The 12,141-nt window shown below is 60.9% G+C and carries 8 protein-coding genes; all 8 read right to left on the bottom strand.

Going from position 1 to position 12,141, the window contains the following annotated elements; all coding sequences use genetic code 11:
- Window positions 1-20: 20 nt before the first annotated feature.
- A complete protein-coding gene (locus tag GGR40_RS10240; RefSeq protein WP_429276136.1) occupies window positions 21-578 on the bottom strand; it encodes an RNA polymerase sigma factor in 558 nt (185 codons plus the stop codon).
- Entirely contained in the window at window positions 575-1,150 is a 576-nt protein-coding gene (locus GGR40_RS10235) for a cell envelope integrity protein TolA (RefSeq protein ID WP_429276135.1), read from the bottom strand. Before GGR40_RS10235 ends, GGR40_RS10240 begins: the two co-directional genes overlap by 4 nt.
- A gap of 162 nt (window positions 1,151-1,312) precedes the next feature.
- Complete coding sequence (locus tag GGR40_RS10230) at window positions 1,313-1,924, bottom strand: TonB family protein (protein ID WP_429276134.1); 612 nt, start codon at window positions 1,922-1,924, stop codon at window positions 1,313-1,315.
- A gap of 371 nt (window positions 1,925-2,295) precedes the next feature.
- The gene (locus GGR40_RS10225) at window positions 2,296-3,132 is read right to left on the bottom strand and encodes an outer membrane protein (protein WP_429276133.1); all 837 of its coding nucleotides are present in this window, start codon (window positions 3,130-3,132) and stop codon (window positions 2,296-2,298) included.
- 382 nt (window positions 3,133-3,514) lie between these two features.
- Entirely contained in the window at window positions 3,515-6,016 is a 2,502-nt protein-coding gene (locus GGR40_RS10220) for a PAS domain S-box protein (protein WP_429276132.1), read from the bottom strand.
- 320 nt (window positions 6,017-6,336) lie between these two features.
- Window positions 6,337-9,111, bottom strand: a complete 2,775-nt coding sequence (locus GGR40_RS10215; RefSeq protein ID WP_429276131.1) for a TonB-dependent receptor — start codon at window positions 9,109-9,111, stop codon at window positions 6,337-6,339.
- An 83-nt stretch (window positions 9,112-9,194) separates the two neighbouring features.
- Entirely contained in the window at window positions 9,195-9,350 is a 156-nt protein-coding gene (locus tag GGR40_RS10210) for a hypothetical protein (RefSeq protein ID WP_429276130.1), read from the bottom strand.
- A gap of 467 nt (window positions 9,351-9,817) precedes the next feature.
- Complete coding sequence (locus GGR40_RS10205) at window positions 9,818-12,019, bottom strand: TonB-dependent receptor (RefSeq protein WP_429276129.1); 2,202 nt, start codon at window positions 12,017-12,019, stop codon at window positions 9,818-9,820.
- Window positions 12,020-12,141: the final 122 nt, after the last annotated feature.

The raw sequence follows: 12,141 nt of genomic DNA, 5'->3' as shown, positions 1-12,141 counted from the left end.
GCCGCATGTGTCTCATACCTCTAGGACACTTTACGATCGTCTTTGCGAAACGGAATTACGTTGGGCGAAGCCGCCATAGCGCGAATCTGTTCGACTGCAGCCTTTATCTCCAATTGCACCATGCGGACCGAAATGCCATGTTCATGCGCCAGATCGGCAGTAGATCGCTCGTCCAGCCAGGCTTGCGTCAAGATCGTGCGACGGCGTTCAGGCAGCATATGCATGGCGTGCTCGACAGCCTTCATCTCAGAACTCTGCTGCGCGGCACTTTCGGGATTCTGGTTCTCATCCGGAATTTCCAGAATTTCGCGCATTTCATCGGACCCGATCAACCGACTGTCTCGCCGTATTCGGTTGTACGCGATATTAGTGGCCATCCGCAGCAGGTAAGACGTCGGCTCCCGCAGGTCTTGCGCAATTTGCGCGCGCTCAAGGCGAACGAAGGCGTCGTGCAATGCGTCCTGGGCGAGATCGCGGGATCCCAGCGAAGCGGACAGGCGCGACATCATGTAGCCATAGCGCCGCGCAATGACAGCGCGCAGTCGCGAATTCGGCCCCTCGGTCGCTTCTTCGCTCATTGCAGAATCGAAAATCTTGCAGGCGTATAGGATAACGGAACCGTCATCGTCAGCGCTTCGGGCAACGTGCTTGGGATGATCGGCAGCGGCTGTGCTTTGCGGATGGTAGTCAGCGCAGCCGCGTCCAGATCGCTGGAGCCGGAACTCGATTCGACCCAGACTTCACGGACCGCGCCGTCACGCTGCATCATGAAGCCGACCAGCACCACGCCGCGCTCACCCCTTCCCCGCAAGGCATCAGGGTAATTGTGAAACGGACGGATATGTTCGATCAGACGACCACGGAAGGAAAGAAAGTCGGACTGCGACGGCAGATCGACAGGCGTCTCTTTCAAATCGCCAGGTTTTCGCGGCACGGGCTCGGCCAGTTGCTTCGTGCCGTTCTCGGGCGCGTTGGCAGACTGCAGCGACGCCCGCTTTGCTGCCGCTTCTGCTGGGGTTTTGTCCGGCTGCTCCCGTGGCGCAGCAGCAGGTTGCAGCGCGAACGTGATGGCCGTCAGGTGCGTGTCGGCACGATCGACGCCGCGTCTTTCCGCTGTGAAGGCTCCGTCGATCAGGAGGACAAGTGCCACTGCAGTGTGAACGGCCAACGTGGCGCTTCCAGCCCTCCACCTTGCTCGATACCCGTTGAACACGACGTAACGCCCCCGTCCGTCCCTCGGCAGCAAAGGACAACGTCCTAAAGTCGCGTTTTGTTACGTTACAATGACTTCCGGCTGAAGAACGCCCTTCTTTCAGCGTACCCGAAATTCAAGCGTCATCGGCAGTCGGAGGTTGGGCGGAGGTGGATCGTCCATCGTCATGCCGTCGGCAAGGCGAAGAAGGCGGGCGTCGCGCTCCCTTTCTCCCGAAGAGCGGGCCAGTTCGACACGCATGGCCTTACCGTCCCGCGTGAGCCAAACCTTGATGCGGACGTCATAGCGGCCCCGGGCAAGTTCCCTGTCTGCGCTCAGGCCGGTGCGGATACGTGCCTGCACTTTTTCCGCGTAGGCAATCCATGCGGGCTCTTGTTTCAGGCTACGGATCGTCGGACGGTCCACCGCCTCGATACGGTCGAGGGCTATTTCCGCCTTTGCCCCGGGGGTGATTGCGATTGCGCCGCCGGCCGTGAAGCGGGCGCGAAGACCGGTCCCTTTTAGAAGCCGCAGCACGGCTTCCTGCACAGTCATGCGTCCCTTGATGGCAAGGCTGCGTTTGCGCGCAACTGTCGCGCTGTCGTTGAGGATCGATACGGAGGACGCGCGCGAAAGCTGGTTCAGAGCACTCTCGAGCGACTGCGCTGGAATATCGAATTCGTAGGCACGCTCCACACCCGAAGTCGGGTCGCCATCCGCCAGCAGGGGCACAGGGGCGCCCATGAGTGCTAGTGCCAAAAGCCATTTCGCAGGCACGGTGAGTGTTGAAAGGTTTGGCACAGCATGCAGCATTTATCGTCGAAGTAGCAGCGCGTCATCATCGACGAAATCGGCCGTGTCCGTCAATGTAGTCAAATTTCGCTGTTGTCTCCCACCAATGCCGGGAGCAAGGTAGATGTGGAGGACCGGACTAAAACAAGTACCGTCCTCACACATCCCCGGGCTAGCTGACGCGTGCCGAGTTTACTCCGCTGCCGGTGGCATTCCGGCAGACCACCTCCATTCCCGAAATCAAGACGTGAACCGGAGTATACCGCAATCCCATCGGCAGGATTTTCGCAACTGCCCTCAGATCAGCGTGATCAGAAGCGCAAGCTGCTGGTCACCATGACGCTCTGGGTATCGAACTTGTCACCACGTTCGATGCTGGCTCCGCCCGACGGGGTGATGCGGAACGGGTTGGTCGCCGGAGCCGTGCCGGCGCCGACATCGACGCGATAATCGCCGGTATTATATCGCGTCCACAGATAGCGCGCCCCGATCGAGAAGTTGTGCGCAACCTTCGCTTCGACGCCGCCGCCGACGTTCCAGCCCCATGCGTCCTCCTTGCGGTTCACTTCGGTGAAGCTGTTAGCCCCATTGCTGGTGGCGAAGCTGTTGTTCACTCTGGCGTAGGACAGACCGCCGGTCACATAAGGCATGATGCCACTGCGGGTGGTGACGCCAAGCCGGGCGCGCAAGTTGCCGTTCCAGTCGATCTGGCGACGCATGGTGTAGTAGGCCGGCGTCGTCGAATATTCGCTGACCGCGTCGTCGATGTACGTCTTGCCTGCCTCGGCGACGACACCTGCAACGATGCTGCCGAACTGACGATCGTAGCCCACGTGGCCCATCCAGCTCAGTGCGTCCTTATCGCCCCGGCAGCCGCTGGCCGGCGTCGATCCACGCGCAGCCCCGCCGCATGTGCCCGGCGAGAACGCGTTCGCGCCGGTGGCCGTCCTGATCGTGTCGTTGAAGTTTCCGTCGGCATTGGTATCGAAGCGAAGGTGCTCGTTGTTGTCGCTTTTCTGGAACGTATAGCCAATCGAGCCGCCAACATACGGGCCAGTCCAATCGACTGCATCGCTATCCTGCCCGAATGCCGGGCCTGCAAGTGCAAGCGCCATTACGCCCAAAGGCGCAAGGTATAGTGCCCTCATGAAAATCCTCCGTATCAGTGAGCCAGGACGGCCACTTTCGGGAGCATCAACCACAATCAACAGTCGTTGGTTGCGTAACCTGACCATGACGTTTCATTGCCCATGCATCAATGTGCACACAACCGGTGACGCATGTCAGTTGACGCGAATGCCGAGGCTTGAACGCCGGGGTTCAGGAACCTGATCGCGAAAGTCCGATCCGCCATGCTACCCCCATCCGGGTCAACGATGGAGATGCTGCCCATCGACCACCTTTGCCATCCGTATCCACATCTCTGTCCAGATCGCCGCTGACGCGATGACGCCATCGGCCACCACCCTGCAGGACTTACGCTAGAAAAAGTTCGGGACGGTGACTTTGCAGGCTGAATGACATCGTCCCTTAGCCATCGAAAACATCCCGGATCTTCATTGCGAGCTCGTCCATGGCGAACGGCTTCGTCAGCATGTCCATACCCTTGTCCAGAAAACCCGATCGCACTGCGGCATTCCGGGCGTACCCGGTAATGAAGAGCACTTTGAGCTGCGGCCTGCTCTTGCGGGCAATTTCGGCAAGCTGGCGACCGTTCATCCCGGGCAAGCCGACATCGGTGATAAGCAGATCGATGGCTCTGCCTGACTCCAGGATGGGCAGTGCGCTCGTGGCGTCAAACGCTTCGATGACGCCATAACCGATTTCGCCCAGCACCTCGGTGACGATGAGGCGGACCGACGGGTCATCTTCGACGACCAGCACGGTCTCACCTTGCCCGCTGACGATCTCGGCTTTCGAGGCATGGACTGGTTCAGTGCCCTCGTGAGACCGAGGGATGAAAAGCTTGACGGTCGTACCCACTCCCAGTTCACTGTAGATGCGCACATGCCCACCAGACTGCCTGGTAAACCCGTAGATCATCGACAGACCAAGGCCGGTACCCTGGCCAACCGGCTTCGTCGTGAAGAAAGGCTCGAATACCTTTTCGAGGGTAGCGGGCGACATGCCAATCCCTGTGTCGCTTACACTGAGCACCACGTATTCGCCTGAAGCCAGACCCGGATGGTTGCTGACGTAATGCTCGTCCAGGCTGACATTGTCCGTTTCCACGACAAGCTTGCCACCGTCAGGCATCGCATCGCGAGCATTGATGCACAAGTTGAGGAAAGCGCTTTCCAACTGGTTTACGTCCGACGATGCGACCCAAAGATCCGGGTTCAGATAGGTCTCGAGAACCGTCTGCTCCCCGAGCGTTCGATCCGCCAACTCATTCATGCTGCGAACGAGCGCGTTGATATCGACGGCACGCAGATCCAGTGACTGGCGTCTGCCGAATGCGAGCAGGCGCGATGTGAGAGCGGCTGCACGCTGCGCGGATGCGTTTGCCGCGTCGATGTACCGATCGACGCGTTCGGGCCTTCCAGCGCCGATGTTGCGCCGGATGAGGTCGAGGCTGCCGATGATGCCAGTCAGCATGTTGTTGAAGTCATGCGCGATGCCGCCGGTGAGTTGACCGACGGCTTCCATCTTCTGGCTCTGGCGCAACGCTTCCCTGGCGGTGTCCAGTTCGGCCGCGCGAGCCTTGGTGTCAGTCAGATCGCGGCCTACTGCGACGAAGTTCTCGCCATCGGGTTCGGGTGCGACCGTCCACTCGATATGGCGCCAGCCACCATCGCGGGTGGACACCCTGTTTTCAAAGCGCGCAGGCTGTCCGGTCACCGTCATGCCCGCTATCGCATCTGTAGAAGAGCCCACGTCGTCGGGATGCATGAAGTTGGCGTAACCCCGGGTCAGCAGTTCGGTTTCACTCCATCCCAGCACCTTGCTCCAGGCCGGATTGACCGCGGACATCATCCCCGCGAAGTCCGCTCTTGCCAACATGTCCTGCGAAAGATCCCACAAGCGGTCACGCTCTGCTCGGACCCGCTCGATCGCAACCCTGACGCGCTCGCCGACCTCTTGAACCAGTTTTTCTTCAGCCGGGCTCCAGATGCGCGGGCTTGCATTCTGGACTGCCAGAAGCCCGACCCACCGGGCTTCGTTGAAAAGGACGACATCGATGAACGCGCCGACCTGCCGCGAGGCAAGGCCCGCGCGCGCCGGTGCGCTCAACCGCTCGTCTCCGCCCACATTGCGCACCACCACGGGCTCTCCCGCGCGGTAGGCGGCGAGCAGGTCCGGCCCGAATGACGCGAGCGAGTGCGCGCCAACGATCGATTCCACGCCGCGCGAATAGTCACGCTCGACGGTCATCATGCCTGCGTCGGTGATCTCCGCGTAGAAGACCCGGCTTGCATCGAGGAGTTCGCCGAGCCTTTCAGCAGTCCGGTTCATTATGTCGGCAGGCGTGGTAAGAGGCCGAAGTTCGTCGGAAAGTGCCAGCAGAAATGCGGCACGCCGCTCTGCCGCGACCTTTTCGGTGGTTTCGGCCAGAAAGCATATGACCCCGGCCGGCACGCCGGCCTCATCCACCACCGGCGAATAGTTAAGGTCCATCCAGACCGTTTCCGGCGCGCCGTTGCGCAGGATGGTAAGTTCGTGATCGCGATAGTGCAGCGTGTTTCCCGCAAGGGCCTTGGCTATCACCGTGTCATTGAAACCGGCAAGTTCAGGCCAGCTTTCCCGGACGTTAGACCCTAACGAGGCCGGGTGGCGACTGCCGGCAAATTCCGAATAGGCGTCGTTGTACAACATGACGCCATCGTGTCCCCACAGCATGACGATCGGCACCCGCGATCGCAGAAGTATGGAGAGCGCGCTGGTGAGGCAGCGCGGCCAAAGCTCTATCGGACCAAGCGAGGTAGAAGACCAGTCCCGGCCAGCCATCAGCCTCCCGCACTCTCCCCCGTCACTCAGAAACGGCGTGGTCGCGCACGCGAGCGGGAAGTCGGTAATGGGCGCCGTGTACATATAGCAGGACCTTGATAGCGGTCGCGAGTTGCCATGGGTCGTGGTCTCGTGCACCTTTGTGATTTTCCGCTCTAGCGAAGCTTCACGCTCCCGCATACCACCCTTATGGACCGTGGTTATCAAAGCGGGACACCTGGCTTCGGCGCGGACGGCCGAGGTTCACCCCACTGGATGCACTTTCCAGCGATCGCCTGCCCGGCTTCGGGCCCGGTTCCGCGTGGATCCGATGCGACCTTCACCATCGACGAACCAAAAGAAAGGGGCAGCCCCATCCGGAGCCGCCCCTTCCGTTTCACGGTGATGCCGGAACGGTTACCGGGTCAGAACTGGGCGCGAACGCCTACGGTCCAGCGGCTTCCCGACTTTTCGTTCATGGTAGGGAACGAGGGGTCCATGGTGTAGCCTTTGGTCGCCTCATTCGTGATGTTGATACCCTGAACTTCCAGACGGAAGTTGTCGGTCAGTTGATAGCTCACGGCAAAATCGAACTGGCCGTAGGCATCGCGGTAGACCGGATACATGTTGTTCTGGATGTACTCGACGTACTCGCCCTTGCGGTTGTATGACAGGCGGGCGCCCATCGGGCCCTTGTCGTAGTAGACGGTGACGTTGTAGACGTTGTCCGCAAGGCCGATCGGTGAGGTCGGGATGCCAAGGTCGGACTGGCCGGTCAGCGAGCTGTCGAGGAAGGTGTAGTTGGCGTTGACGCCGAAGCCGTCCAGCGCCGAGGTGATCATCCCGAACGGAATCACAGCTGCCAGTTCCACGCCACTGACAGTGTACGAGCCTTCGGCATTGACCGGCTGATAGACCTCAAAGTCATAGACGCCGTCGATCGTGCCGTTGGCGTTGTACTTCGTCACGTCGGGGACGATGCCGGTCATCTGGTTCTGGACGACGCCCTTGATCTTCTTCCAGAAGTACGAGGCCGAGACGATCCCGCCGTTGCCCAGGTACTGCTCCGCGCCCACTTCCCACTGGTCGGCATACGTCGGCTTCAGGCCGGGGTTGCCGTCGGTGAAACGAAAGTTGTTGAAGCTGGCCGTGCGCTTGTAGGCAAGATCGGTCAGCGCCGGGCGGATCAGCGTCTGCGATGCGGCGGCCCGGATCAGCAGGTTGTCAGTGATCTCGGCACGCAGGTTGATGGCCGGCAGGAGCTTGCTGTACCGGCCAGTGCTGGAGATCGGCGCGGCCGTGTAGCCCGTGGTACCGTCCTCGTTCTGGACCTGGTGGAAGCCTTCGGATTTCACCTTGGTGTTGATGTAGCGGGCACCCGCATTCACAAGCAGCGGCACCGGGCCAAGGTCGAACTGGAAGTCGATCATCGCGTAGCCGGCGAAGGTTTCTTCACGCACCTTGTAGTAGTTGCTGTCCTGGAACGGCGTGACGAAGCCGTCTGGACGGAAGGAACTGCGCGCGTAGTCGTTCGAGATCATCTGCCAGTTCAGATCGCGGACCTGATATGACTGGCCGCCGATGATGCCGGTCACGTTTTCCAGCGGGCTATCGGACAGCTTGCGGGTATTGAGCCATGCGGTGCTGCCGCGGGTCGGACCCTGCAGCTTCTCCTCGCCATACCAGCGTTCGTTGGCCTTGTTGGTGTAGCGACCGCCGAAGCTGACGCGCTTCAGGGCTTCGAACCCGGCGATCTCGAACTTTCGCGAAACGTCGAGCTGGGCGGCGTACTTGTCGTCCTTGATCTTCTCGCGCGTGGTTTCATACGCTTCGAACAGGTACGCACCGGGCGCATTATACATGTCGATGGTGCCGGCGGCATCGCTCGGGATCGTTTCGCCGCCGTTATCGGTGAAGCGCGTGCGCGAAGGCGCGTAGGCGACATGCTTGAGGTTGGCATAGTCGAGCGTCTTCTTGGCGCCCGAATAGCCGCCGACAAGGTCGATGTGCCAGCTGCCGGCATCCCAGTTCATTTCTCCGCCGAACTGGCGATAGTCCGTCTTGTTGATGTATTCCTTGCTCAGGAATTCATGCTGGGTGCGGGTGTAGGCCGCATCGCGGATGACAACGATGCCGTCGTCTGACAGCGTCGTGTCGTCGTAGTCGTAGATACCGTCCAGCGCCGAGGTGCTGGATGCCGAATAGCCGGCGGCATCGTATTCGTCCTCATGCGTCTTGTACGAGCCCAGGAAGGCGTCGAAGCTGAGGCTGAACTGGTCGCTCGGCTTGTACTGAAGCGAGCCCGACACGCCGAGGCGATCCTGATCGTTGAGGTACAGGCGGTCACCGACCTTGTCGATGAAGACGACGCGGTTGACTTCGTCCTTGTTCTTCAAATCGCCGAGAGTGATGCCGGCGTCACGCTGCAGCACGTTCAGCGTCTGCGTGGTCTGGGCATTGCCCTTGTCGGTCCAGCGCGAGATCGGGCGGAAGTTGATGCCAGAGTTGGAATCGGTGCGGTTGGTGCGCTGCTGCTTGGCGACCGAAAGCAGCACGCCGAAATCACCGAACGTGTCGCTGGCAAGGAAAGAGAAGTTCGGATCGACCTTCTGCGAAATCGAGTTGTACGCCGCTTCCGCCGAACCGACGAGGCGCAGGCCCGGCTGGTCGAACGGGCGTGCTGTGCGGATCGCGACCGACCCGGCGATGCCACCTTCCTCATCCGCCGCCGTGGGCGACTTCTGCACGGTGACCGACTGGATCAGCTCCGATGCGAAGATGTCGAATTCCACGTCGCGTCCGCCCGAACCCGACGCGGTCGCCAGCTTGTTGATCGACACGAAGGTGAACTCGCTCGGCAGGCCGCGCACGTTGACGCGGGTGCCCAGGCCCTTGTCGCGCTCGATGGTGACGCCGGGCAGGCGCTGGAGCGCTTCGGACAGGTTCTGGTCGGGGAAGTCAGCGATGTCGGTGGCGATGATCGAGTCCGAGAAGCCGATCGTGTCGCGCTTCATGTCGATCGCCTTCTTCAGGCTGCCGCTGTACCCTGAAACCACGATCTCATCCGCGACGTCTTCTGCAGCGTCGGGCGTTGCCTGGACGGCGGTCTGGGCGGAAGCCGGCACTGCGACGAGCGCAGCGATGGCGGCGCCAATCAGGAATGGCGCTGCGCGGCGCAGGCTTTTCAGTTCAGTCTTCATGTCGCGAATTACCCCAGGGTTGATGTTGCCCGTCGGCCGCTTGCCGGCCGGGTCGGTGACGAACGGTATTGAAAAGGCGCTCCTCAGCCCGTGCAGCCGATGGGCACGGGCGGCTCAGGCAGGACTACGGTGAGATCGGAGCGCTGTTCGGGCGTGTGGTCGCACTTGGGTTGCGGCGCCGCGCCACTCAGCGGACAGGCAGCCGCCATCGCCAGCGAAATCGCTGATATCGAACGCATTATTGACCCCGCTCATGTTCCGTGTCGCAGGGGCCCGTTGGGGAAGACTTGTTACATCGGTGTTACAAAGTTGCCGGTTTCTGTTCGTATCCTGCCAGCGCCGTTGGCAGAACCGGGCTCAAGTCAGCATGGAACCATCCGCAAACAGGGCGACCCGGACCTGAGCGATAGCGGATAGCGCCACGACCGCACACTTGGGGCGACGCAGATCGGCACGTTAGTCTGGCATATTCCGGAGGATCGCGGCGGAACCGATGAGCGCATGCACGCTCTTTGCGGCGATTGCCCGCATATGTCCCAGCCCTGGCGCAAGATAGCATTGCTGCCGCTTGATCCGCCTTCGTCGAGAATGGCCCCGCAGGCGATCGCCCGCTTTGCTCGCCTGAAAGCGGATACGGTCAGGACATGCCCTTTTTGAACGCCTCACCACCGACCACTCGGAGGCCGGTGGGTTTCGCGCCTGGCTGCTAGTATGCGATACGAGCTTCGATGCCGATCGTCCTGGGCGTGTTCACGGCAATCCTGGGACGGCCTGCATATTGACCGATCAAGGGTGGCACATCTGCCATATCCGCCGCCTTGTTCGTCAGATTGCTCGCGAACACAGCAAGGTTCACCATATCGATGCGTACGCCGAGACGGGCATTTACAATGCTGTAGGATGAGCGCGTGCGGGGCGTGTTACGGGCGTTGTAGCTGTCACCGACATAGGCGTAATCCAGATGAAGGAAGCCGGGCCGTCCGGCAATGTCGCGGTCAATGTCCAGTCCCGCGTTCACCGTCCACTTGGGGACGTTCTGCACGCGCGATCCTATTTGCGCCGCGCGAGTGCCGTTGAGGCCGCCGTTATCTGTGATGATGGCATCCGTATAGCCACCTCCAAGCGAGATGGCGACACCTTTGGCCGCTTGCCAGCTGGCTTCCAGTTCGCCGCCGCGGTTGCGGGCGGCGCCGACGTTGATCGTCGCGGAAAAACCGCAGGATCCCAGACCAAGGCGCTGCTGCAAGTCCTTCCAGTCGATCTGAAACGCCGCTGCGTTCAGCGTCAGCCGACGATCCAACCAGCTTGTCTTCGCACCGAGCTCGTAGCTCCAGAGCTGGTCCGACCGGTAACCTCGAGCGCGGTCTTCCGTCGTGCCGATCGCAGCGAAGCCGGCATCGCAGCGCCCTGCAGCGAACGAGTTAACCCCGCCGACGCGGTAGCCCTTTGCCGCATTGGCGTAGAGCATGTGGTCATCATCGATCGTGTACTGGATGCCGAACTTGGGCGTGAAGCCTGCCTCCTTCTGCACGCCGGTGTAGAGGCGATTGTCGCCGAGCAGGCCCTTAGACAAGGAGGAATAATCGACCTTGTTATCGAAGTGACGGACGCCTGCCGTCATCGACAAGCCGCGTGTGATCTTGAGACTGGCTTCCCCGAACACGGCGGCTTCAGTGACCGTGGTGGGGCGATCAAGCTCGAACAGAAGCGGCGTCACCGGCAGCATCGATTGTGCGGGAAAGGCTGTCAGCGTCTTGCTGTTCTGATAGAAAGCGCCAGTGGTGATGTTCAGCGGCCCATCGAATTCTGAAGTGAAGCGCAACTCCTGCGAGAATATCTTGCTGCGACCGTAAGCATGGAGGTAGCCGGGCACCGGATCGGCGTTCCTGTTGTAATTTGCGTTCAGGAACTCGGAACCGTCTTCAAGATCCTCGTCGTGCTGATCGAAATACGATGTCGCCGCCGTGATGTCGCCGAAGGGCAGTTGGTATCCGATAGTCAGCGTGCCCAGTTTCCAGTCGCTGCCACCGACCTCGTTGATGTCGAACAGGCGGGAGTTGACCGTGTTGCCCGCTTCATAGTCGGCTTCGCTGCGCCCACCGCGGGTCGTCTTCTGGTAAAGAAAGCGCGGCGCGATCGTCAGCCGTCCTTCATCGAGGGAAATCAGTGCTGCGATCTGCCCTCCCGCATAGCTTGCATCATTGAAATTCCGGCGGGTCGGAAACTTCGCCGGCGCGTTTTCAGAGGGCGCCCGATCCAGCCAACCCGCGTCATGTTCGACGAAAGCCAATGCCCGCAGGGCAAAGACTCCCGGCACGACGGGAATATTGATGACCCCATCCACCTTCTCATTGGGTGATCCGGCGCCGGCGGTCCAGGAGCCTTGAAGGTGGGCCTGCCCTTCGAAGCGATCCAGGTCTGGCTGGCGGGTAATGTACCGGATGGTGCCTCCCATCGACCGCGCACCGTACAAAGTGCCCTGCGGCCCGCGCAGTACTTCGATACGGTCAAGTTCGATGACGCGGGGGTTGAGATTGGCCACCAGCGGCGAATCGTCGATGTAGAAGCCGGTTGTTCCGCTCCCGCTCACACCGCGGATTTCCACGCTGGTCTGAAGATCGGTCCGCGTGCTGTCGCCAGCCTGGAATGCAAGGTTGGGTATCCGGTTGCCGTAATCCTCGATACTTTCGATGCCCTGCCGCTGGATGGTGGCGCCACCGATCGCCGAAATGCTTAGCGGAGCATTCTGAAGGCGCTGTTCGCGACGGTTGGCCGTTACCACGATGTCCGTGGTCGATCCGTCGTCGACGTGGTTACCGTCCCCCTGCGCATGGGCCGAACCGGCTCCGGCAGCAATCGCCAAAGTCATGGCCATCGCCGAAGCGCGATGGCCGAACGTCATTGTCATCTGAAAATACCCCTGAGTGGAACCCGGCCCGCACGACACTCGGCTTAAACCAAGATTGCAGCCGCGCGAATCAAACTGAATATTGATTCACTTAGAGTTGGTTGATGACACTTCAGTGTCTG

It is taken from the genome of Novosphingobium gossypii (assembly GCF_050433305.1).
Lineage (GTDB): Bacteria > Pseudomonadota > Alphaproteobacteria > Sphingomonadales > Sphingomonadaceae > Novosphingobium > Novosphingobium gossypii.
Note: the sequence above shows the minus strand (reverse complement) of the source record. Positions and strands in the feature narration are given on the sequence as shown.

Coding starts and splice junctions, on each gene's coding strand:
- GGR40_RS10210 (WP_429276130.1), bottom strand. CDS start 9,350: ATGCGTTCGATATCAGCGATTTCGCTGGCGATGGCGGCTGCCTGTCCG.
- GGR40_RS10215 (WP_429276131.1), bottom strand. CDS start 9,111: ATGAAGACTGAACTGAAAAGCCTGCGCCGCGCAGCGCCATTCCTGATT.
- GGR40_RS10205 (WP_429276129.1), bottom strand. CDS start 12,019: ATGACAATGACGTTCGGCCATCGCGCTTCGGCGATGGCCATGACTTTG.
- GGR40_RS10220 (WP_429276132.1), bottom strand. CDS start 6,016: ATGTACACGGCGCCCATTACCGACTTCCCGCTCGCGTGCGCGACCACG.
- GGR40_RS10225 (WP_429276133.1), bottom strand. CDS start 3,132: ATGAGGGCACTATACCTTGCGCCTTTGGGCGTAATGGCGCTTGCACTT.
- GGR40_RS10240 (WP_429276136.1), bottom strand. CDS start 578: ATGAGCGAAGAAGCGACCGAGGGGCCGAATTCGCGACTGCGCGCTGTC.